This is a genomic window from Candidatus Electronema sp. PJ, assembly GCF_048287395.1.
Taxonomy (GTDB): Bacteria; Desulfobacterota; Desulfobulbia; order Desulfobulbales; family Desulfobulbaceae; genus Electronema.
This window is the reverse complement of the sequence record NZ_JBLWEO010000024.1, coordinates 22142-44741: the sequence shown is the minus strand read 5'-3', so window position 1 is coordinate 44741 and position 22600 is coordinate 22142. Positions and strand designations below refer to the sequence as shown.

The following is a 22600-nucleotide window of genomic DNA, read 5'->3' as shown; positions in this document are numbered from 1 at the left end:
GCCGAAGAGGAGTTTTGCCGACTTGCAAAGGAGTGAAAACGAGCCAAATTGCTGCCAGGATCCTCCTTAAATGAGCCGCAGTTAGGCCATTTTGTCCACAATTCTGCCATCACGGAGTTCGATAATCCGATGCGCGGTTTTTGCCAGCTCCGGGTTGTGTGTGACCAGAATAATCGTCAGTCCTTCCTTGCGGTTTAGCTCCTGGAGCACCTGGCTGATTTCTCCGCTGCGGGCTGAATCGAGATTGCCCGTGGGTTCATCGGCGAGCAGGATTTGCGGCCTGTTCACCAGCGAGCGAGCAATCGCCACCCGCTGCATTTCGCCGCCCGAAAGCTGGCCCGGCAGGTGGTTCATCCGCTTTTCCATGCCCAGTGACTGGAGCAACTCGGCGGCATAGGCTTCTGGCGCGGCTTCTTTGCAGTAGAAAGTGCAGGGCAGCAGCACGTTCTCCAGCACGTTGAGGGTGGGAATCAGATAAAACTTCTGGAAGATGTAGCCAAACAGCTCCCGCCGGACTTTGGTCAGCTCGCGTTCGGACACAGCTTTCTTTTGCCCGAAAATCGTCCGATTTGCAATGGATAAATTGCCTGATGTAGGGTTATCCAAGCAACCAAGAATGTTGATCAGGGTGGTTTTGCCGGAACCAGAAGGGCCAATAAAGGCCACGTACTCACCCTTGCGGATATCCAACGAGACTGCATTGACCGCAAAGATCTCTTCAGTGCCGCGCCGGTAAATCTTGGTCAAATTCTGGGCAGCAATAGCGATATCGTTGTTCATCAGTTTGCCTCGCTGCGAATGGATTCAAGAGGTCTGACTCGTGCTGCTTTCCAGGCCGGATAGATGCCACTCAGCAAACCAATCATGAGTACAGACAGGAGGGTCATGAAAATGAGCTTAACGTCGAGCAGAATCAGCGAACCCGTGGGCGAATAAGGCAAAAGCTGGCGGATAAGAACCTCAGTGATTTGCGAAAGCCCAAAAGCCATGATCGTACCGAGCAAACCACCAAACAGACAGAGAATGAAGGTTTCAATCCAAATCAGTTTGAAGATGTCTTCTGGCATGGCTCCGATGCTTTTCAGGATGCCGATTTCCTGATAACGCTCAAAGACCGACATAAGAATGGTGTTGATTACCCCAACCATCGCAATCAACACCGCAATGATGGCAATCGAGAGGACCATCACTTTGGCCGTCGAAACCAGGTTCATGATCGTCTGCTTGACCTGCGCGAGCGAGACCACCTGCACATCCGGCAAGGCGTAGAGCTTTTCCTCGAGCTGGGCAATATTGGCATCTTTTTTCACCTTGATGCCCAGGCCGGTTAACTCGCCAGGACGGGCAAAAATCTTCTGCACCGCTTTGAAGGGAATGAAAATAGTGCCGTCATCCTGGGTGCCAGTGCGCTTGAGAATGCCGACTACCTTCAGCTCAACATTTTTCTCAGGGATGAGAAGGATGTCGCCGATCTCACGCTGCTCTAATTCCGCCGCCTCATAGCCCAGCACCGCCTCATAAGCCGCTGCATCCTTGAACCAACCGCCCTGTTTGAACTCCAGATAGGTTTTCATCTGCGGAAAGGTGGCTGGATCCACCCCCAGATAGGCTGACATGCCGCCGCTCTCGCCTTTGTTGGGATCAAAGATCGCCTGCATCAACATCGGAGTCATGGAATCGACTTCCTCATGGGCAGCCACGGTCTGCATGACCTCTTCTTTCATGTAGCGCAGGCTGGTGCCGCCTTTCAACATCAAAGTGGCGGCTTCATAGGGGCAGCCTTTGGCCGTCACTACCACTTGAAAGCCCATGTTGTCGATGTCGCGGTTGAGCGAGGCTTCGTAGCCTTTGTTGAAACCCATCAGACTCGCCAAAACCCAGGCTGACAGCCCCACGCCGATGATAGTCAGGCTGCTCCTGAGCTTTTTGCGGAGGAGATTCTTGTAGCAGACTTTGTAGATGGTCAGCATGGCCTCTCACTTTTCCTGGAAGTATTGCAGATGTTTGTTGCCGTGCACAAACTCATCCATCAGAATCAGGTTTTTCTTGGTTGCCCGCAGTGAGGCCCGGAAATCCTCTTCCGCTTCTGGCACTGGATTCTTGATTTGATCGACCTTGCCAGGCGGCACGCTCTTGCCGGTCTTCACCTGATAGGGATAAAAATCGGCCAAACTCAAGCCTGCAAACTGCTGGCCAAAAGCTGGTTCCCGCAAATTCTTGGCTGCCTTGGAGGTGAGTTTTTGGAAGTAAAACGACTTGATCTTGCCTTCCATATCCAGCACGAGAAAGACCTGAAGGCCGCCGTACTTGCCCTTCTGATTCACCCCGTGGATGTAGCCGATCTTCTCTTTGTCCTTAAATATTTCGTAGAGCGTGTACGGCACGTCAGCAGTTTCATACAAACCCTGAAAGGAGTCGCCGAGACGTTTTTCAATCTCCTTCAGTAAAGGCTGGCCGCCGAGCTTGTCAATGGAGAGATAATTCGTCTTGTAACTGGTGGATTCCGGGAAAAGCCGAGCGACATCCTTGTCCGGGTCATTAAGATCACAGCCCACTGCGGCATGGAGCGTATCCGTTAAACTGAGACAAAGCAGCATCACCAGGGCTATACTCTTCAACCATGATTGGAGCATGATATTTCCCCCTTACAGCACCTTGCTGTAATAATAGACCTGCACAACTACCCGCTGCTCGTCTTCAAGCTCATCGTAATGATACATGGCGCGCAGGGTGATTTCATCGGTGAGTTGGTAAGCAGGCCCGGCAGCAAAATGGACTCCCTTCTCATCGCCGACCTTGGTGTATTCCGGCTGGACTTCCAGCTTCAAGCGGCCTTCATCCAACAGATTGACACCAAAGCGAGCAAAGAGCGCATAGGCATCCTCATCCATGCTGGTGCCGCCCATCGCCTCAAAGCGGGCTTCGTAGTTGTCCCAAAGATAGGAGAAATCCAGCCCAGCAAGGGACAGCTCCATCGGCTCATCGTGCATCACCTCATAGCCCATGGTGTGCAGGGTTTCGCCGTGGGCAAGCGAGAAGCCGAGGTTGTAGTTATCCTGATTAAGAAAGCCTTTGGCGATGCGGGCTGAGGCAAGATAATTGCCCTCGAAGCGGAGCGGCATTCCGCTGCCAGTGGTGACGGATGCGCTGAGGTTGCCCCACGACAAATCGCGGCTCGTGCCGATTCCCCAGTCCCGGTCAAAGCCAAAACCCTCCATCGCCAGCGTTGGCAGTAAGAGGGCATGGCTGTCAAGCACTGAGGAGAGACCAAGCGCAGGCCGGCTATGGCCCAGCCAGAGATCTGACCAGCCTGCCTTGTACTTCAAATAGGCATTGTAGAGCTGCGGCTCAAGCTCGTCTTCCGCATCAGGATCATAAGCCAACCTAGCCTGAATGGCGATCATGCCGTAATCGCCAGTTTCCCCGGCCAGCCGCTGAATAAAGTCAAAGCCAACCGAGGACTTTTGCATCACATCTTCCGTGCTTGCAGAATGGAAGATGAGGTCTTCCTTGTCAGCATATCCGGCAACTCCTTGGGCTTCAAAATAGAGCAAGCGGTTGGAGGCTAAGGCGGCAGATGGCAGTATGGCACAGCTCCAGAGGATGAAAGCAGATGTCAGGGCTTGCATGGCGTTCTCCTTGAGCTGAAATCAGATGTCAAATTTGATGACACCTCGGTAAAGCACCTTATCTTTATTGCTGAAGATCAGCTTTATTTCCCAACCACCAGGCATAACCACATCCACTGGCAACAGATAGTCGCCTTTATCATTCAGCTTAAATGGCACATCGCCGGAATTATGATGTCCAGGCATTGAGGGCATCCATGAGTTACCGATGATATTCAAGGAAGAGTCTTTTTTGCCGTCTTTATCCATCACTTCAATCTTGATGATGGTGATACCAAGCTGCGGCTTCTTGGCAAAATTATAGACAAAGGAATAGCCCTCGCCGATCTCGACCTTCTTGCCTTCTCCAGGCAGCGGCTCGTATTTCGCTTCCTCAGCATGAAGGGGGAGAGCCGTGGCAAGGAAAAAAAGGGTCAGAACGAGGATCTGAAACAGACGGTTGAAGCGGGTTTGCATGATGAATCTCCTTATAATCGCTTGGATCAGGCGGATTTGCCTGCAATGAAGGTTCAGAAAGAACCCTGGCGCTGGTGGTTTAGATAGAGCTTACGCGGAGAGAACGAGAAATGTCAATACAGAAAGATGCTGGGTGAAAGCCCGCAACGGCTGCTGGTTAGAGGGGAATGCAAGGAACCCCAATCTGCCTGCTTCCTGAAGGCAGGGCCTGCGGAACAGCCTTGCCATCTGCCCGCCTGCACGTTACAATGCTCTGAACCCGGCGGTCGCAGCTGCGTCCACCGTTTTTTTCATGCTCATCTCACGCACCCGATTGCCGCCATGTCTTCCCAGCAGGAAATCCATTTTGACGAGATCATCAGCCGCTACCGCTCCGATCCTTATCATTACATTGATATCTGCGCCGTCCACACTGGCAAGGTGCGCTTTCTCACGCAGGAAAACAGCCCGGTTGAAGGGATTTCCGGCGAATGGCAGCACAAGCCTGGCACGCCGTTATATGAGATTGAGCGAGAACGCAACACCAAGGTGATCACAGCCAAGACCAACGGCGAGATTGCCTCAGTTTGTCAGGAGTTAAATGGCCAGTTTGTCGAGGCTGGCGAAAAGTTACTGACCATTCGCCATCCGCTCAAGAAGAAAGAGGTCATTGAGGCTATCCTTCAGGAGGTGCTCTTCCTGTTTCGAGCACCAGAGCGGGCACGTTATTACTTCTCGCTCGACATTCAATCCCGTATTGACCAGAAAGGAGTGCGCTCGATCTTCATTCAGCCCGGTGACGAGATCATTACCATGTCGTTGATGAAGCGAGACACCCCGGTCTATTACAACGGCGAGGCCGGCCTGATCCATTCGATCTATTTCAAGCCTGGCGACAGCGTTTATCAAGGCGCACCCCTGATCGGCATCTGCCCAGAGGAAAAATTCGCCCTGGTGCAGAAGGTGATCACCAGGGTAAAGGCTGAGTGGGAATAGGCGACACCCCTGCTGATCTTGCCGTCTTTTCAAGAACAGGTGCTTCAGCACCGACAGCGGTATTTAGCCGCCGTGGATTACTCTGGCTTTTCGCCAGCAGAGGCAGCAAAAATCCTGGCTTATGGCGCACCAGTCGGCGCAAGGGTCGAGCATCATCAGCAGCTTGACCGCTGCATGAATCGTCTCCAAGAACTCATGGCTGCGGCAGAAGCCAAGGGCGACGTGTTGGCCGCAGGCACAGTTGTGTTGGCCGATACTCTCAGTTCCTCCCTCGGTCGTTTTGAGCGCCAGTGGCACGCGCCGCTTGGTGGCATCTGGTTGACCGTAGCTTGGCCAGATATCCTCCTGCCTGAATTCAGCCGCTTGCTGCCGTTTGCGGCTGGCCTGGCTTGTTGCCGCACAGTCAGGCAATATGGCGTGGATGCCTGGCTCAAATGGGTCAATGACCTGCTGGTTCAGCAGCGCAAAATCGCCGGTATCCTCTGTACCACCGTCCTTCGTCCGAACAAAGACCGCTACCATCTGCTTGGCATTGGGCTGAATGCCAACAATCAGGATTTCCCCGCTGCATTGCAACACAACGCGATCAGTTTAGCCAAAGTTTTAGGCCGCCAGGTTGATTTAACAGAACTGGCAGGCAAGTTGCTGGCAGAACTCAGCTGGGCTATTGGCTTACTGCACTATGACGAGGAATTAGCCCTGCGCGAAAACCTAACCTGTGAAGAGGGAAGAGCTTCTCTGCTCCTGACTGCTTGGCGGCAGATGAGTGACACCGTGGGCCGCCAGGTGGAGTACGGCTTTGACGTGCAGAAGGAGCCGCTCTGGCAGGCAAGGGCGGTTGATCTTGATCCTTGCGGCGGCTTAATTATGGAATTGGAGGACGGGAGCAAGGTAACGGAGTATTCAGGTGAGATTGTGTATTAAACCTCGTACCTAAGTTGCCGCGCCCCGTTGATATAAACCTCATGCCGTCTCGAATAGTACTCGGTAGGAAAGAAGTCTTGCTTGGCCGCAAAGGAGTTTTACTCGGCCAAACTCCTTTGCAACCGAGCCGAACTCCTTTCCGGCTTACTCAAACTCCTTTGGTAGTCGGCAAGACTCCTTTCCTGCTCGGCTAAACTCCTTTTCTGCCGACTAAGACTCCTTTGCGGCTTGGCCAGACTCCTTTTCTGCCGAGCCAGATTCCTTTCCTACTCGGCCAAACTCCTCTTCAAGTCGGCAGAACTCCTTTGCGGCCAAGCAAAACTTCTTGTCTAGCGAGTACCATTCGAGACAAATTTCATCAGCAAGCACTGCTTCAAGGCAATTTTTGATAACAATTCGCTGGAGATGATTGAGAAAAGAGAATTCTTGCTCGTGCCTGTCGTCAAATAGATGTTAGAATAGGGTATAAATAAATGGCGCAATCGCCGAGCCTTCAGAAAGAACGAGCAGCGCGCCTAGAAGTAGGACAACGAGAATAATAGGAGCCAGCCAAAATTTTTTGCGCTCCTTGAGAAAGCCCCAGAGGTCTTTTAATAAATCGAGCATGTGTTTTTCCTGTTAGTAAGGACGGGGAAAATTTTTTGGATTAGGTTGTTTGCTGTTTGTACGATAGCTGTTCTGCTTTGGATCAAGGCTGCGTTGTAGTGGATCGTTACCCAGAAACCTATATACTAACGCCGCAGGGGTAAAAATCACCAGGAAAATGAGTCCCAGGATGATTCTGGTGTTAATCCAGCCGAGAATATGGCCGAGAAAAAGCCAAGCTTTGTTCAGCGGGCCGAGAGCTTTGGGCGCAGCCAGACTGACAAGCACCAAAATGCCTGCCAACAGCCAAGGCCAGCTGGTCAGATGAACTCCCCTGCCTTTCAGGAGAGGAAAGAGCAGGCCGAAAAAGAGAACAAAGCCACCTGCAAGAATCAGGCCAAACTTACGCAGTTCTGAGGATGATAATTTTTCGTCCATTGAGGTGCACGCTGGCAGAAAAGGTTATTTTTGCTGCTGAGTTTCTAGCTTTTTTTTCAGAAATGCGGCAATGAGCTTGTTGGCCTCCGCACTTGGATGGCCGTCATATTTGCCAACTGTATAACGCCGCTGGGGATCCTTGTTGTAATCTTCAAGAGCATCTTGCGCTTGATAGTATTCAAAGCCTTTTTCTGCCAACTTCTTTATGATAATTTCGCTGTCCTTTTTATCGGAATCATTAGAGAGATAGTTTGCGTCCCAGAAAAAGACCATAAAGCGTGCGTCGCTATATTTCCTCTTGATAAGAGCCTGTGCTCTTTCTAAGATAGCAATAAACGTATCCTTCTCAAGGTCGCTAGTGACAATCTTCTTTCTAGGAAGCAGTTTTTTGAGAACTGGCGAGCGGAGCATGTGCGCTTTTACTCTATTCAAGACCGAGGTGGTAACTTGCGAACCGTCAAAAGCCCCTTTATGGACTAAGGTTTGCTTTTCCAGCACGTATTTAGGCCCATGCTTATCCCACGGGGAATACCCTGCTGCTCTGGCAACATGGTGCGGAATGGCACTATACACCACATCGACCTGTTGACAGCCTTTGATTACGTTGTCCACAATGCCTGTTTCCAGAGCAGCCAGCATCTGATGCGGCCCATATCCTTGAAAACCGAAATTGAGGATTTTGTACTTTCCTGGCAATTCGTTTCCCATAAAATAGGGCAGCGTCTCTTGGTCATTCAGGCATTCACCAAAAGCGAAAGAGCAGCCAAAAAAGAGCAGGCACTTGTCTGAGTTGTTGTTTGACGAAGGGGTATCGCGCAAACCATCCGCGTTGATCGTATAAGTTACATCGCAGACAGTTTCTTTCCCTCTTAATCGCTTTAGATTGCAGGTGATACTGGGGATCGGTCGGTATCCCAGCTGGTCATCCTTTTTGAAAAAGCTTTTTGTGGCATAGGTTCCAGTGCTGACAATCTGTTCCTGGCCAGTTGTAACATAGTAATACAATTCGGCCAGGAAAAAAGCAAACGGCACTGCCGCTAAGTTAAACAGGATAATTTTGCTTAACTGTTTTTCCGCTATCCTACCGGCTATAAGTAGCCAAACAGCGATGGCAAGATCTACCCACAGCCACGGCACCAAGGAATATCGCAGTGACCAGAGACAGATGAGGACAACCAGAGGGAATAAAACAACAACGCTGTATATTTTTTTGAATTTCACTTGGCTCCAACCTTAATCCAGCTCAAACTCCTGCATCCACTTCTTGTCATCATTCCATGCTGGCTGTTCTGTCTTGAGAAGCAGATAATTTTCGAGAACTAAACAGTCCATATTCGTGCGCATGAAGCAGCGATAAGCATCTTCTGGCGTGCAAACAATCGGTTCGCCTCGGACATTAAAGGATGTATTGACCAGCACAGCGCAGCCAGTCTTCTCCTTAAAGGCTGTAGCTAACGCATGATAGCGGGGATTGGTCTCTGCATGGATTGTTTGAATGCGGGCCGAGTTGTCCACATGGGTGATGGCGGGCAGGATGGAGCGGGGGATATTCAGTTTTTCAACTCCGAAGAGCTGCTGCTGTTTCTCAGTCATGGCAATGCGGTGCTCTTTCTTGACATCGGCCACAATCAGCATGTAAGGGCTGGGCCGATCCAGTTCAAAATAGAAGGATACGTCCTCGGCCAGCACAGCAGGGGCAAAAGGACGGAACGATTCGCGGAATTTGATCTTCAGGTTCATCACTGACTGCATCTTGCTGCTGCGCGGATCGCCAAGGATGGATCGTCCTCCCAGCGCACGCGGCCCAAATTCCATCCGTCCCTGAAACCAGCCAATTACCTGCTCATCAGCAAGCAATTGCGCGAGTCGAGGCATAAGCTGCTGATCGTCAAGCCGCTCGTAGCGGGCACCCAAGGCCTTCAAGCGGGATTCAATATCTGCTGCGGCAAAGCGCGGCCCCAAATACGAGCCAAACATGGCATCATGGACATTGTCTGCGTTGCGCTGGCCTTGGTATTTTTCATGCCAAACCACTAAAGCCGCACCGAGTGCGCCGCCTGCATCACCTGCGGCGGGCTGAATCCAGATATCTTTGAATAACCCCTCTTCCCTGAGCAGACGACCATTAGCAACACAGTTTAAGGCAACGCCTCCTGCTAAACATAAATACTCCGCGCCGGTTTCTTTCTGCACCGTTTTGGCCAAACGCAGAACAATCTCCTCGGTTACATCCTGGATGGAGCGGGCAATGTCCATTTCTCGCTGAGTCAGCTTGCCTTCTGGCTTGCGGGCTTCTGCTCCGAACAGCTTGGCAAAGTGGGCATTGGTCATGGTCAAGCCGGTGGCGTAGTTGAAATACGCCATGTTCAGCCGGAAGGTGCCGTCTTCTTTCAGATCAAGCAAATTGTTCAGAATCAGCTCGACATACTTGGGTTCACCATACGGAGCCAAACCCATCAGCTTGTATTCGCCGGAGTTGACCTTGAAGCCGGTATAGTAGGTGAAGGCAGAATAAAGCAGACCAAGCGAATGCGGGAAATCCATTTGCCATAACGCCTGCAAGGTATTGCCGTCTCCCTGCCAAACTGAACTCGTCGCCCATTCACCAACACCATCTAAGCAGAGAACCGCTGCCTTTTGAAAGGGGCTGGCAAAAAAGGCTGACGCAGCATGAGCCTGATGATGTTCAGAGAAGAGCAGATTGGGTAAAGCTGATTTTTTGCAGCCGCAGAGTTTACTGAGTTCTTTTTTCAGCGTGGTCTTGATGTAGAGTTTCTCCTTCATCCAGACTGGCATTGCCGCGACAAAGGAGCGGAATCCCTTGGGCGCATAGGCTAAATAGGTCTCCAACAAGCGTTCAAACTTGACCAGGGGTTTATCGTAGAAAACCACATCGCTGACTTGCTCAATAGTGATGCCAGCTTCGCTCAGGCAATAGCTTATGGCCTTGCCAGGAAAGGCCGGATCATGCTTCTTGCGCGTGAACCGTTCTTCCTGCGCAGCAGCAATGATTTTTCCGTTCGCAAGAAGCGCAGCTGCGCTGTCGTGATAGTATGCCGAGATGCCGAGAATATAGGTCATGCTGTTCAGTTCTGCTGCTTGCCGCTCTTCTTCGAGATGCGTCTGCTGATCGCTTCAATAAAAATCCCCGCCAAGGGTGACGGGGTCTTAGGCCCAAGACTTCATAACAAAGAATGCGTTTATTTGCAGTAATACAACGCGTAATACCAATTCAGTCCCATGATCCAATAGCCATAGTAGTTGGGATGCAGCTTTTCGTAATTATAGCCGCTATTCCAGTACGGGGCTATGGCACTGTTTTGATCACTCAAACACATCTGCGGTGTGGCCTTGACATAACTTTTGATATAGCTGTTGGTTTTCCCAACTCTTTTCCAGTCTTGTCCGTAGCGCGTATCTGGCGTGATTGTCCCGACAATCGGTTTTCCACCCCACAGGAGCACCTTGTAGGCAACGACATAGATATTGTAGGCAACTGTGGCAGGATCAATGTACAAACTGAGATCATTCGTCCCCTCCATAAGCAAGACGTGCTTTGGTCTTGTCGCAGCCATCACGCTGTCAATCCGATTGATCCCCTGAAAGACTACATACTCTCCAGACACCCCATAATTGTAAACCTTCCGTCCTTTGCCTTCCCAGTCAAGATAATATTGAAGAAACAACTCATACCCGCCACAGTTGGTACAACCTTTCCCAACTTTGAGGTAGGGATAACCAGCTGTGATACTATCACCAAAAGCAACGATCTTTCTCGAATCAACTGTGGCTGCTCTACAAATTGCGCCTTGGAGCACAAGAACACCACAGAGTGCGATGATTAGTTTTCTTGTTGTCATTCTTATTGTCATTTTTCTCCCTCCTTCTCGCGGAACGATACGAAGTGCTCAGATACCGACTGGATTTCCCCCTCCAAGCCAGCAAAAAGCGCTCCTGTTAACCACTGCCCAGCCTGTTCTGGGAACGATTCAACAGCTATTCTCTTTTCAAGAAAATCTTTGGTTTCGTCAATGGAATTGCTTTGTTCTGCAACCTGCCATTTACCTTCCCGCAATTCAGCCAAAAAGCGCACATAGATATTTTCCTTTTGACTAATACCGAACCAAGCAACCCAGGGACTCTTTGTTTCTTTATTCAATCCAAGGATTGGGGTGATATCTGGGCTTTGATTTGGCTCATGCACCCGCACTGGTTCCAACCAGCCTTTGCCATCCCATTTGCTGACATAAATATCCGCTAACTGCTGTTCTCGGACACCTGACCACGCCAGCCAAGGAACATCCTGCTGATCGATCAGAATCGTGGGCGCATAACTTTGTTCCGTTCCCTTATCTGCTTTGAGCACGCGCCCGGTTTCTGTCTTGTCTTGGCGAATGACTGCGTACCGTAGGATGTTTTCCTCTGCACTTTGTTCAACCCAGGCAACCCAGATGCTGCCTTTTCTGTCTACAGCCAGGACTGGTGTAACATGCACGCCCTGGTTGATCTGTACTTGCACAGGATTGCCCCACTTCCCCTTATTTTTGGCTGCATAATGCAGGGTCGTGGTCTGATTTGGCTGCGGAGTTGCCCAAACGGCATACACACTTTCTCCGGCTGCGGCCAGTGTTCCGGTCAGTTGGGTAAGAATAAGCACAGCGCAAAGAAAGGCTACCTGGAGTTTAAGCATTTTTTATTTTTACCTTCTGAATGCGCTGTGTTTCTGGAAGATTTTATCTTAGACTGCTTGCAGAACTCTGCGTTACGATTCCTTTTTTGCTCGCTGGCTAAGCAGTTTGGCTGGGCCAGCGAGGAGTGCTGCCGACTTAGAAAGGAATTGTACTCGGCAGCAGAGAAGTTTGGCTTGGCAAAACTGCTTTCCTGTTGAGCCATAAAGGAGTTTGGCCGACTAAAACTCCTTTGCAAGTCGGCAAGATTCCTTGGCGGCTAACCAAAACTCCTTTCCAGCTGAGTACAACTCCTTTCTAAGTCGGCAGCACTCCTCTCTTGCCGAGCCAAACTCCTTGGCAAACGAGCCGTACTCTTTCCTCGTTGAGTTGAACACGTCATCATCTCGCAACCGGAGAAAACTTTTTACTCCTCACTTCAATCTCATTGACGCATGTATATTTATAACCAATTTCATGAGATCAGTCCAAACTATTCTATTCAAACAACACGTTCTGATAAGGAAGCCAATATTGGGCATGAACAGCATAATTCAGCCAGACAAATAGCACAGCTCCGTATCCTATTAGGATATATCGCACGGTTATTGCTGGATCTTGCCGCCTTCGCGTCAAATGGGGCAGGCGGGCGAAAACAGCCACTTGCAAGGGAGTCAAATACAGCCCAAGACGATCCACCACGGTTGGGGCAAAATTGACAAAGAAAACACAAGCCATTGCTACCCAAGCCATCCAAAGCCAAAGTAAGGCGTTAGGATAAATCTTCTTCCACTGTTGCCAATGAATGAGCAGCAAGACGGCAGCAGCGAAGTTCATGGCAATGCGTATTGCTGCTCCCTGCGAAAACATTTTCTGCTCAACATAGGTCGTCCAGAGTCGTTCCAGAGACGGAGCCATGAGCGCATCCCAAAGCGCATAGCCAATCAAGGCAACCGCTACCGCTCGGAACAGCCAACCCTTTTGGTAAAGAAACATACCTAAAGGAATCATGACTACTGCTGTGCGATGGAACAGAGCGGCAACTGCGACAAAGCCTGCATAATGGAAAAACTTTCCTTCCTCCAGGTGAGACAAGGCCCAGAAGATCAGGCCAAGCGCAACGCCCTGCCGGGTGTAGCCCATCGCCACCACAATCACTATATAGGGCACTGCAACAGCAAAGGCCAACCACGCTCTGTACTGCGCCCGGCAAAAGGTAATCAAGCCAGTGATGAAAATCAGGCCGCAGACTGTATTAACCCCGTAAATGCCCCAGTGCAAGTGTGCCATCAGGCGGTTAAGCAGAACATAGCCGAGATCACCGTTGATTGGGTCTGTGAATGCGGCTCCGATTTCTCGGTAGTAATGTGGCAGATAGTTGTTCCAATCGCCACCGACATGAAACCGAAAGCCGATGCAGATGGTAAAGAAAAGCCCTAGCAGGAGCCAAGGCAGCCAGCCTGCGGACTTCTTGCCTGGCACAACGAGTAAGGCGGCCACGGCAGGAATAGAATACATCAACCAGTAGGGCCACATGTGCTCAACCCTTGCCCTGCTGCGCTGCCAGCCAAGCCTGAAACATCAGCACTGACCAAAGAGAATATTCCCAGTTCCGCTTGCCTGTCAGATGTTCCTGCCAGCGTTGCAGAATCGGGGCAGGCTGGAAATACCCTTCCTTATGTAACCGGGTAGGATGCAAGAGATCTGCTGCCCAGTCACGCAGCGGCCCGCGTAACCATTCTGCAAGCGGAATGCCGAAACCTTGTTTAGGGCGTTCAATCAACTGGCGCGGAACGTGCTTATAAAGCAATTGCCGTAAGGCCCACTTGCCCTGGCTATTGCGAATCTTTATCCTAAAGGGTAAACGCCAGGATAGCTCTACCACCCGATGATCAAGAAACGGTGCCCGGGTTTCCAGCGATACACCCATTGCGGCCCGATCCACCTTACAAAGAATATCGTCCGGCAGGTAGGTCATGGTATCAAGATACATCATACGCAGTTCAAAGGGCTGCAAGTTAGGCCAGGCAGCGTGGTGGGTGAGCAGGGTTTCAGGTTCGGTACTACCGCAAACAAGGGCTGCTGGTTCATGCCATGCCGACACTAGACTGAGATAGAGGTCATCTAAGTCAAGCACATGATGCAGCCGTGCTGCCAGCTTGTGGGCCTTGTCGCCGAGCAGCAGGCCTCGCTGTCCCTTTATCGCCTGGGCCAGGTAGTCCCAGTGCTGGGGCGATAAGGCAGTGATCAGTCTTGCTAACAAGCGACGCAGAGGCAAAGGCAACCAGCTCACTTTACGCCAAATGCGTTGTCCCCAGAAATAACGGCTATACCCACCAAACAGCTCATCACCACCATCCCCAGACAAAGCAACCGTCACATGTTGCTGCGTCATCTGCGCTACTAGATACGTGGGAATCTGTGAGGAGTCAGCAAAAGGCTCGTCGTACAGGGTTGGCAGAAGAGGAATCACCTGCAAGGCCTGGGCCGCACTAACATACAGCTCAGTGTGTTCCGTATGCAGATGCTGGGCCACAGCGCGGGCATGTTCAGCCTCGTTATACCCTACCTCGCTGAAGCCAATAGTAAAGGTTTTTACTGGCAGAGAGGAACGGGCCTGCATCAAGGCAACGATCAAGGAGGAGTCAATGCCGCCAGAGAGAAAAGCTCCTAGCGGTACATCAGCTAACTGTTGGCCCGCGACCGCATCTCCTAGGCACTGTTCCAACTCCGTGAGCAGCTCTGCTTCACTGCTGTGGCAAGACTCGCGTGTCCCTGCCAGGGCGGTTTCCAGGAGTGACCAGTAGGATACAGGCTGTGCACACTGAGCCTGAGTAATTCCTTGGCCAAAGGGAATGTTCAGGAAGGTGCCAGGACTGAGTTTGTAGATGCCTGTATAAATCGAAAACGGGGCTGGGATGTAATTATAACGCAGGAGCAGCGTCAGCGCATCACGGTTAATCTCTGCGCTGAAGAACGGATACGCCTTCATCGCCTTCAACTCTGACGCAAACAGAAACGTACCGCCTTGCCAGCCATAATAGAGCGGCTTTTCGCCCATTCGATCCCGTGCTAGAGCCAGTTGCCTCGCCTCTTGATCCCAAACAGCCAGAGCAAACATGCCGACAGAACGCTGTAGCGTTACCTCAAGCCCCCACGCCTCAATGCAGGCCAGTAGGGTCTCCGTATCAGAATGCCCTTGCCAGCTTTGGCCTGGCAACCGCTGGCGTAGCTCAAGATGATTGTAGATCTCACCATTAAAGATAATCAGGTAACGGCCAGAAGCCGAAGCCATAGGCTGATGTCCAGCTGGGGACAGATCAAGGATGGCTAGGCGGCGATGGCCAAGGGCAATACCTGCTGCCTCGTCTGTCCAAATGCCCTCATCATCAGGCCCTCGATGCCAGAGTGCTGCTGTCATCTGCTGTACTCGTTGCCTAAGCGCAGCATCTGCTCTGTGCTCTACTATGCCTGTAATGCCACACATGCTATTATCTATCGTCCCATACTTGGTAAACCCGGTGCCCTTGCATCAGTAAACAATCTGGAGGGTACCCATCAGACACGCTGGTAGGTACCCACTAGACACTCTGATGGGTACCCTGCGCATTCATTATCGCCTGCGTACCTGCGTTATTTGTTGGGCAGACCCCTGTGTCTGCCCGGCTCTATTTGGAGGTATGGCAGCCAGGCTCACTTGTGCTTTGCCAACTTTTCCTGGCATCTTTGGAGGTTCCGGCGGGTTTTGGCAATGTCCGGGTGGTCTTCAGGCAACACACGCTGCCGTATAGCCAGTGCTGCTTCATAGTTTGCCAAGGCCTCTTCGTGGCGACCAAGGTCGTTCAGCACCCAACCGATATTGCCGAGGCTTCATGTTTTGCCAAGGCTTCTTCGTAACGACCGAGCTTGTCTAGCACCAAGCCGATATTGCTGAGGCTGTTTGCAATGTCCAGGTGGTCTTCAGGCAGCACCCGCTGCTTAATCGCCAGGGCTGCTTCATGTTTTACCAAAGCTTCTTCGTGGCGACCAAAGTCGTTTAGCACCAAGCCTATATTGTTGAGGATGCTTGCAATATTCGGTTTGTCTTCAGGTAGCACACGCTGGAGGATAGCCAGGGCTGCTTCATGTGTTACCAAGGCTTCTTCGTGGCAACCAAGGTTGTTCAGCACCAAGCCTATATTGTTGAAGCTGCTTCCAATGTCCGGATGGTTTTTGGGCAGTACCAGCTGCCGCATAGCTAGTGCTAGTTGATGTTTTACCAAGGCATCTTCGTAGCGACCGAGTTGAGTAAGCAGGAGACCGAAGAGAGAAAGAAATAAAGCCCCATCCTGATTATTCGGCACCCCGCCTTGAGCCTGATACCAGCGGTCACAAGCAGAGATAATCGCCTGCAAAAAATGAAGGGGTTGCTGTTGATGCTCATTCTTTGCTCTTTCCAGCAGTGCGCCTGGCGCAAGCAGCCCGGCTTGCAGCTTGGCCAGCAGCATATCCGCGAACTGCTCGGCCAATTCTGGGGCAAAGAACCAGGCTAGCTTCTCCCGCCATTGTTCCTGGACGTTTGACTCGGCTTGTTCCGCCAATTGCCAGCACAGGGCCGCCATTGCTCGGTCGTTGGGCTGCATTTGCTCGGCCAAAAAGGCCAGCAGCTTTTCTGGTTCTTTGCTGCCCTTCCTTGGCCGCAGAGATACAGCCAGCAAAGGGAAGGTAAAACGGTAGATAGCATTCTTGGTAAAGCCTGGATAACGGCCTTCCTCATCTATGAGCAGGGCTGGTTTCTGTTCAATAAAGACCTCTTCCAGGCTATCCAGCAGACAATCGCCGGTTGCGTCATCTAGGCCCATGTAGGCCAAGAGGAGCTGCTGCGGTATCCACTGACGGCAAAGACCAGCCAGCCTCATGAAATCTTCTGCTAACGGCCGTAGCTCTGGGGCAATGCCTGCAAGCCGCTCACGGTACAAATCACACAGTGGCAGGCCGATAACCGTGTTGATTCGCTTTTCGGAAACATTTTGGTTGATGATCCAGCAGTCTTTTTCCCAGATTAGTACCTTGTTGCCAAGCAATTCATTCACTGCGCTGGCAATTGAGCCAGGCGCACAGAGCTGGTCTTCTTCTTTGGCTCTGCCGGAAAAATGCAGGGCTGACAGCAGTTCCTCGCTGAAGCGGTTGGGAGAAAAGTTGTTCTGCATACACTGCCGCAGCTGCCCTATCGTCAGCCCCTCAACCGACAAAATTTTGAGGTGCTCTCGCCTGCGACCCAGTAACTCTACTGGCCGAACGTTTGCGGAACAGGCAAAGGCCAGCAGCAGGCGGCCTTGCTGCTGCTCTTCCAGGGCTTGCTGATCCAGAAGGTCGCCGAGAGTGAGAAAAAGGTTGGCTGTACCCATATCCACTTGATCTGCATTGCGGAAATGGAGGATCAGATTGCATTCAACAAGGATGCGTTCCAGCAAACGGCGGAGTGCATTCGAGGGATTGTTGTCAGGCAGCGATTCAGTTGGGATCGTACAGGCGGAAAGCAGGGCACGGGCAAATTTAATTATGCCAGTAACGCTGAACACCAGGGTGAGCGAGAGGGCATCCCCAGTTGCTATGCCTTGTTCAATGCCAGGAAAGGCTTCGGCCAGAAGTGCAAGCAAGTTCAGGCCCTTTTTCTTGTTTTCTGACTGCGTTGCCAGCCAAGCAGTTAGCTCTTTGAGATCACGGTTGTGTTGAAGGGCCAAATCAACCGAGAGCACAGTCCAGGGCAGGTCGTGCAATTTCTGGTTAAAGCAGGCTGTACGCAGGCAGTATTCCCTGCCAATGCCATGTTCCCCCTGCAAAACCAGGGGTAGTCCAGCTGGATCAATCAGCCAGTCCCTGATTTCTTGGCGCAGGTGGGCAGGATGAAAATTCAGCTGGCCAAAATGGTCGTTTTGGTTGCTCTGCTGCTCGTCACTCATAATCTTTTCCTATATTTGTAGAAACATGGCCTTGCCGCGTTAGACTCGCTCATACTGCTGGCCAGGCAACTGCCGGATCAGGCCCTTCAGCTCCAATTCGAGAAGGTGGCCATGCAGAGCAGCTACTGGCTGGCCGCTTTTTTCCGTCAATTCTTCAATGTCAGTCGGAGAGCTTGCAAGGAGACTGAGCAGCTTTCTTTCCAAATCAGAAAGATCTTCAGGGAGAGGAGGTGGCGTTTCAACTGCCTCTTGCTCATAGCCTGTTGTCATCGGCAGTTCTGCGAGAATATCTTCAACCGAATGAACCAACTTTGCTCCCTGTTGAATCAGGCGGTGGGTGCCTTCACTTTGCGGTGAATCAATTCGACCTGGCACAGCAAAGACTTCGCGGTTTTGTTCCAAGGCATGTTGAGCCGTGATGCGAGAACCTGATTTGGCAGAGGCCTCAACTACCACCACACCTAAAGACAGACCGCTAATAATCCGGTTTCGCGCTGGGAAACGGAAGCCATCAACTGGTGTGCCCAGAGGATATTCGCTGATCAACAGGCCTTTTTCCTGGATCTGCTTATAGAGATGACCATGAAAGTGCGGATAAATGATATCTACCCCGCTGCCCAGCACCGCAACAGTGCTTCCTCCAGCAGCCAGCGCACCTGCATGGGCTTGGCCGTCAATACCTTCGGCCAGGCCGCTAACCACCGTAAAACCAGCTTGGCTCAGTTGCCGGGCAAGGAGAAAACTTATCTTGCGGCCATAGCTAGTAGCAGCACGAGAACCAACTAGGGCAATAACAGCAGAGTGTTGAAGATGGGAGAGATCGCCTCGACACCAAAGCAGCACAGGGGCATCGTGAATGGCTCGCAGCAAAGGGGGATAACGGGGATCTGTACACGAGAGGAGCTGTACTCCAGCTGCCGCAGCTCGCTCTTGCTCACGAATAGCCCAGGAAGAGGCTCGAGCAAGAGCGGTTGGATTGGCAAAGAGAGCAGCCAGTTTTGGCCCTATGCCCTCAACTTGGATAACAGCCTGACCTGCGGCCAAGGCTGCTTGCGGGCTACCAAAAGCGGCTATGAGACGGTGAATCAGTATGCAACCCAGTCCTGGCATGGCTGCTAAAACCAGCCATGCCCTGATCTCATCATTGCTGCACATCAGCAATGATAAATGAGTCAGTCACGCACAAATGGCTCCAAGTAGCAACTGCGGTTAGGATGACGCAACTTCTTAATTGCTTGGGATTCAATTTGCCGGATGCGCTCCCGAGTCACAGCAAAGCACTGGCCAACCTCTTCTAAGGTGTGGTCACAGGCAACTTCAATGCCGTAACGTAAGCGCAGAACCTGCGCCTCGCGTTCAGTCAGCTCGTCCATGACTTTGGACAAGCAACGCTTCAGGCTTTCCGCGATGGATATCTCTTGGGGGTCAGGATTAATCTCGTCAATGATGAAGTCACTGAGTAAGGTGTCTTCCTCATCGCCGACTGGCGCATCCAAGGAGATAGCATCCTTGGCCGTTTTCAGTGCCGCGTTGATATACTCGACATCAGTGTCCAACTGGGCGGCTAATTCCTCCGGGGTAGGCTCCCGGCTTTCAGCCCGCTGGAATTCTCTGGTGAAACGGAGCATCCGATTGATGGCCTCAATCATGTGTACCGGCAAACGAATGGTGCGGCCTTGATCAGCAATGCCTCGATTGATAGATTGACGAATCCACCACGTGGCGTAGGTGGAGAATTTGTAGCCCCGATTGTAATCGTATTTTTCTACTGCCTTCATCAGGCCGATGTTGCCCTCTTGAATCAGATCGGCAAGCATCATGCCTCGGTTGAGGAATTTTTTGGAGATAGAGATTACCAAGCGGAGGTTGGCCCGAACAAGTGCTTCCTTGGCCTGCTTGGCAGTAAGGCGACCGATCTTTACTTCGGTGAAAAGAGAGTTGAAGCTGCGGCAATCCATGCCCACTGTTTCTGCCAGATCAAAGCTAATTTGCCGCTCTAGCTCGTCAATGTCTGCATGATGCTCCCCGGCTTTGTCGGCCAAGAGCATTTCCCGCCTGGCTCTAATGCGTACTTCGCGGAACTTTTCGCTGAACTCCTCTACTGTCTTGATTACTGACAGCAGACTCCGAAAACTCACCCGCCACTGCTGAAATAGGCTCGCTATCTCCAAGCCGACATGGCGAATGCCATCGGTGAGCGCTTCCTCTTCCTCTGGATTACCGAGCTTCTCTTTGAGTTGGCGGAACAAGGCAACTCGCTGCTGATCCAGCCGGTTCGCTCTTTCCACTGCCTCAACGAAGGCCTCTCGGATTGCAGCCAGTCCACTGTCGTCGTTCTCTGATACCCCGTTGAGCACAGAGCCGATACGCAGGTTGCCTTGCAGCAGACCGTTTCTCAGACTGTTGAGGGCCTCCAATCCCATCGTCAACTGAAGGACGGCATTCTGTACCCTGGCCTCGCCTTCTTCAATTTTTTTGGCCAGCTCAATCTCCTCGTGATAACTGAGCAGGTCTAGCTCCCCCATCTCGCGGAGATAAATATTCATTGGATCAGCACCGAACTCATCTGGAACTGGCCTCTCCTCCTCATGTCCGCTCTCACTGCCGTATTCATCCCCAGACACCTCGGTGTCCGCATCTAGGCCATGAGTTACATCCTCTTCGTCTTCATAAAGTTTTTCCGAAGACAATAACTCTAACTGGTTCTTCACGCAGATACCTCCTCCGTACCGTCAAAAAACTCAGCTGCTCTTCAGACGGAATCCGCCGATTCCGTCCTTCCCCTCGTTCGTGTTTCCCTTTTTTCTACACCCTGCCTCGGCCAGTGTCTCAACCCTGACGACGACTGCCGCCCCACTGCCCGATTTTGCCAGTCATCTGTCGGGCTACGGCGAAAAAAACTTTCAGTTTCGCCTTGCTGTTGGTTTCTTTGCCGAGCCTTTCAGTTGCCATGATATAATGTACAACTTTTTGCATAAATTGTACAGAAATTTCTACGGCCACGCTGTGGTTTTTTGTTCCGCCGCCTTGTTAAACAAAAAGACCTGCGATTCTACCAACTGAAAGCACTTGTCAAGAATGACTCTCAATAAAACCTACTCTATCAGGTTCGCAATTTTCTGCAAGAAATTTTAGTTGACGTATGCTTGTTTTTCTGCCTTTATTAAGTAGTCTTTCTGCTGTAGCTTCTGCACCTGCCCGTGATCTCCAGCTTGCTCAGCCTGTCTAAGCAGGAGTAGCAGTTTCGCACTGTCCTGTTGTTTCTTAGCTACCTGGAGCCAGTTCAGCAACTCAGCGCAGCGTTCTTGCCCTTGTTCTGCGTCATCCGGCACATCCCCACCCCCACCTGTCATGAGGAGCTGCGCGACATATTGCCGCGCTGTCCCTCTGGCGGAAAGGGTAGTAAGAAGCTGTTCCGATACCATCTGTCCCTTTTTTGTTAGCTCCTGCATGGCAGCAACAACTTCCTGGATCGGTGCGGCGCAGCTGCTGACGTACTCAAGCAGTCCGCCCTCAGTCAGCTTGCTGAAAAATTCAGGATACAGTACGAGAAAATCCAGCAGCAGCCGTTGCGCTATCGGAAGTTGAACAGGTATTTCATGAGCTGGTTTGTGCTCCTGCTCTCGGAGGGCACAATCTGGCAAAGGGGGCTGTTGTGGCGGCAGTACTTCTACCCTGTGCTGCTCTTGCTCAGAGGGGAAAAGCAAATCCACCGGTGACACTCCCAGCCTACTGCCAAAATGCGCGGCCATCAGCTTGCGCTGGGCCTGTTCAGGGGAATGCTTGATCAGTTCGGTCAGCTCGGCCATGATTTTACTTTTCCCGGCGAGCGTAAGGCCGTGTTCCTGAGCTAAGGCGGCAAAGACGAATTCCGGTAGCGGTGCGGCGGTCTCTAGCAGATCCTGGATGCCTGCCGCTCCTTTGGCTCGCACTAAAGAATCAGGGTCATGCCCTTGCGGGAGCAGGGCCACTTTAGCCTCTACTTGCTCGCTGAGAAAGAACGGAATAGAGCGACGGGCGGCTTTTAGCCCAGCAGAATCGCCATCAAACAGCAAGACCACTTCCTGGCAATAGCTGCGCAAGGTGCGGACGTGCTCTTTGGTGAGAGCAGTGCCCAGCGGCGCAACTGTATTGCCGATGCCATGCACGTCAAGCAGGAGCAAATCAAAGTTGCCCTCAACCACAACAGCCCGACGGCTTTTGCGAATGGCCTCTCGGTGCTGGTGCAGACCAAAGAGCAAACGACTCTTTGTGAAAACCAGACTCTCTGGCGAGTTCATGTACTTGGGCTGGCCTTCGCCGAGGATACGACCTCCAAAGGCTACGACCTTGCCGCTCAAATCTAGGATGGGAAACAGTACCCGGTCGCGGAAACGGTCATACCAGCCACCTTGCTGCTTCCGCACGATCAGTCCAGCCTGTTCAACTGCCTCTACTGGAAATTTGGCTGTCAGCCGGGAGGCTATGAAGTCCCACTGAGCCGGGGCATACCCCAGCTGATACTGTTCCACGAATTCTGGCGGCACTCCCCGCTGGTGCAGATACTTCCTGGCAGGTTCTGCCTGCGGTGCTTTGAGGAGGTGTTCATGCAAGAGCCGCGCTGCTGCCTCGTTGACTTTGTACAACAACTCCCGCCGCCGTTGCCGTTCCTGCTCTACTTCGTTCAACTTGGGTTCAGGCAGGCTAATCTGGTAACGGCTGGCCAACGCCTTTAACGTTTCAGGAAAGGTCTGATTCTGATATTTCATCAGAAAGGTGAAGACATCCCCAAACTCGCCGCAACCAAAGCACTTGTAGGTTTGCCGCTGCTGGTTCACCGAGAAAGAGGGAGTCTTCTCGCCATGAAAGGGGCAGAGTCCGGTGAAATTCCCTCCGGCTCGCCGTAACTGGACATGCTCGCCAATTATTTGCACGATGTCGGCGGCCTCGCGCACCCGGTTGATCGCTTCATCCCAGGAGTCACTGAATGTCATGATTTTTCCAA

General features: G+C 51.8%; 24 protein-coding genes. 3 read left to right on the top strand and 21 right to left on the bottom strand.

Features of this window, described 5'->3' with window-relative positions; translation table 11 throughout:
- Window positions 1-81 precede the first annotated feature (81 nt).
- The 5 genes from ACNKIB_RS03215 to ACNKIB_RS03195 are packed head-to-tail and all read right to left on the bottom strand — an operon-like array spanning window position 82 to window position 4085.
- Window positions 82-780 carry an ABC transporter ATP-binding protein gene (locus tag ACNKIB_RS03215; protein ID WP_417909104.1) on the bottom strand — a complete coding sequence of 233 codons (699 nt, stop codon included), beginning with the start codon at window positions 778-780 and terminating at the stop codon, window positions 82-84.
- Complete coding sequence (locus ACNKIB_RS03210) at window positions 780-1970, bottom strand: ABC transporter permease (RefSeq protein WP_417909103.1); 1191 nt, start codon at window positions 1968-1970, stop codon at window positions 780-782. Before ACNKIB_RS03210 ends, ACNKIB_RS03215 begins: the two co-directional genes overlap by 1 nt.
- 6 nt (window positions 1971-1976) lie before the next feature.
- Window positions 1977-2633 (bottom strand): hypothetical protein, encoded by a 657-nt coding sequence (locus ACNKIB_RS03205; protein WP_417909102.1) that lies wholly within the window; start codon window positions 2631-2633, stop codon window positions 1977-1979.
- 12 nt (window positions 2634-2645) lie between these two features.
- Window positions 2646-3629 (bottom strand): hypothetical protein, encoded by a 984-nt coding sequence (locus ACNKIB_RS03200; RefSeq protein WP_417909101.1) that lies wholly within the window; start codon window positions 3627-3629, stop codon window positions 2646-2648.
- 21 nt (window positions 3630-3650) lie between these two features.
- Window positions 3651-4085, bottom strand: a complete 435-nt coding sequence (locus ACNKIB_RS03195) for a FixH family protein (RefSeq protein ID WP_417909100.1) — start codon at window positions 4083-4085, stop codon at window positions 3651-3653.
- 126 nt (window positions 4086-4211) lie between these two features.
- On the opposite strand from ACNKIB_RS03195, the gene ACNKIB_RS03190 reads away from it, so the two are divergent.
- Together ACNKIB_RS03190 and ACNKIB_RS03185 are read left to right on the top strand one after the other, a co-directional pair.
- Window positions 4212-5060 (top strand): hypothetical protein, encoded by an 849-nt coding sequence (locus tag ACNKIB_RS03190; RefSeq protein WP_417909099.1) that lies wholly within the window; start codon window positions 4212-4214, stop codon window positions 5058-5060.
- Window positions 5061-5078: 18 nt separating this feature from the next.
- Window positions 5079-5984, top strand: coding sequence for a biotin--[acetyl-CoA-carboxylase] ligase (locus tag ACNKIB_RS03185; RefSeq protein WP_417909098.1), 906 nt, complete (start codon window positions 5079-5081; stop codon window positions 5982-5984).
- A 210-nt stretch (window positions 5985-6194) separates the two neighbouring features.
- On the opposite strand, the gene ACNKIB_RS03180 is transcribed toward ACNKIB_RS03185, so the two are convergent.
- The 7 genes from ACNKIB_RS03180 to ACNKIB_RS03150 all read right to left on the bottom strand — a co-directional run bounded on the left by ACNKIB_RS03180 (window position 6195) and on the right by ACNKIB_RS03150 (window position 11373).
- A complete protein-coding gene (locus tag ACNKIB_RS03180; protein ID WP_417909097.1) occupies window positions 6195-6353 on the bottom strand; it encodes a hypothetical protein in 159 nt (52 codons plus the stop codon).
- A gap of 84 nt (window positions 6354-6437) precedes the next feature.
- Window positions 6438-6590: a DUF5989 family protein gene (locus tag ACNKIB_RS03175; protein WP_417909096.1), complete on the bottom strand. Its 153-nt coding sequence runs from the start codon at window positions 6588-6590 to the stop codon at window positions 6438-6440.
- 12 nt (window positions 6591-6602) lie between these two features.
- A complete protein-coding gene (locus ACNKIB_RS03170; RefSeq protein WP_417909095.1) occupies window positions 6603-7007 on the bottom strand; it encodes an SxtJ family membrane protein in 405 nt (134 codons plus the stop codon).
- A gap of 24 nt (window positions 7008-7031) precedes the next feature.
- Complete coding sequence (locus ACNKIB_RS03165) at window positions 7032-8228, bottom strand: hypothetical protein (protein ID WP_417909094.1); 1197 nt, start codon at window positions 8226-8228, stop codon at window positions 7032-7034.
- Window positions 8229-8240: 12 nt separating this feature from the next.
- On the bottom strand, window positions 8241-10088 hold the full coding sequence (locus tag ACNKIB_RS03160; RefSeq protein ID WP_417909093.1) for a carbamoyltransferase: 1848 nt from the start codon (window positions 10086-10088) through the stop codon (window positions 8241-8243).
- A 119-nt stretch (window positions 10089-10207) separates the two neighbouring features.
- Entirely contained in the window at window positions 10208-10879 is a 672-nt protein-coding gene (locus ACNKIB_RS03155) for an SGNH/GDSL hydrolase family protein (RefSeq protein WP_417909092.1), read from the bottom strand.
- The gene (locus tag ACNKIB_RS03150) at window positions 10876-11373 is read right to left on the bottom strand and encodes a hypothetical protein (RefSeq protein WP_417909091.1); all 498 of its coding nucleotides are present in this window, start codon (window positions 11371-11373) and stop codon (window positions 10876-10878) included. Before ACNKIB_RS03150 ends, ACNKIB_RS03155 begins: the two co-directional genes overlap by 4 nt.
- Before the next feature lie 351 nt (window positions 11374-11724).
- Between ACNKIB_RS03150 and ACNKIB_RS03145 the strand changes: the two genes are divergently transcribed.
- The gene (locus tag ACNKIB_RS03145) at window positions 11725-11895 is read left to right on the top strand and encodes a hypothetical protein (protein ID WP_417909090.1); all 171 of its coding nucleotides are present in this window, start codon (window positions 11725-11727) and stop codon (window positions 11893-11895) included.
- A gap of 21 nt (window positions 11896-11916) precedes the next feature.
- Here ACNKIB_RS03145 and ACNKIB_RS03140 read toward each other — a convergent pair whose 3' ends face one another.
- From ACNKIB_RS03140 to dnaG, 9 genes are all read right to left on the bottom strand, one after another.
- Window positions 11917-12072, bottom strand: a complete 156-nt coding sequence (locus tag ACNKIB_RS03140; RefSeq protein WP_417909089.1) for a hypothetical protein — start codon at window positions 12070-12072, stop codon at window positions 11917-11919.
- Window positions 12073-12172: 100 nt separating this feature from the next.
- On the bottom strand, window positions 12173-13192 hold the full coding sequence (locus ACNKIB_RS03135) for an EpsG family protein (RefSeq protein WP_417909088.1): 1020 nt from the start codon (window positions 13190-13192) through the stop codon (window positions 12173-12175).
- Window positions 13193-13214: 22 nt separating this feature from the next.
- Window positions 13215-15161 carry an asparagine synthase (glutamine-hydrolyzing) gene (gene asnB / locus ACNKIB_RS03130; protein WP_417909087.1) on the bottom strand — a complete coding sequence of 649 codons (1947 nt, stop codon included), beginning with the start codon at window positions 15159-15161 and terminating at the stop codon, window positions 13215-13217.
- 206 nt (window positions 15162-15367) lie between these two features.
- On the bottom strand, window positions 15368-15523 hold the full coding sequence (locus tag ACNKIB_RS03125) for a tetratricopeptide repeat protein (RefSeq protein ID WP_417909086.1): 156 nt from the start codon (window positions 15521-15523) through the stop codon (window positions 15368-15370).
- A complete protein-coding gene (locus ACNKIB_RS03120; RefSeq protein ID WP_417909085.1) occupies window positions 15517-17616 on the bottom strand; it encodes a tetratricopeptide repeat protein in 2100 nt (699 codons plus the stop codon). Before ACNKIB_RS03120 ends, ACNKIB_RS03125 begins: the two co-directional genes overlap by 7 nt.
- A gap of 39 nt (window positions 17617-17655) precedes the next feature.
- Window positions 17656-18771 carry a DNA-processing protein DprA gene (gene dprA / locus ACNKIB_RS03115; protein WP_417909084.1) on the bottom strand — a complete coding sequence of 372 codons (1116 nt, stop codon included), beginning with the start codon at window positions 18769-18771 and terminating at the stop codon, window positions 17656-17658.
- Between the two features lie 17 nt (window positions 18772-18788).
- Window positions 18789-20327, bottom strand: coding sequence for a sigma-70 family RNA polymerase sigma factor (locus ACNKIB_RS03110; RefSeq protein WP_417909083.1), 1539 nt, complete (start codon window positions 20325-20327; stop codon window positions 18789-18791).
- Between the two features lie 118 nt (window positions 20328-20445).
- Window positions 20446-20568 carry a hypothetical protein gene (locus ACNKIB_RS03105; RefSeq protein WP_417909082.1) on the bottom strand — a complete coding sequence of 41 codons (123 nt, stop codon included), beginning with the start codon at window positions 20566-20568 and terminating at the stop codon, window positions 20446-20448.
- A 179-nt stretch (window positions 20569-20747) separates the two neighbouring features.
- On the bottom strand, window positions 20748-22589 hold the full coding sequence (gene dnaG / locus ACNKIB_RS03100; protein ID WP_417909081.1) for a DNA primase: 1842 nt from the start codon (window positions 22587-22589) through the stop codon (window positions 20748-20750).
- Window positions 22590-22600 lie beyond the last annotated feature (11 nt).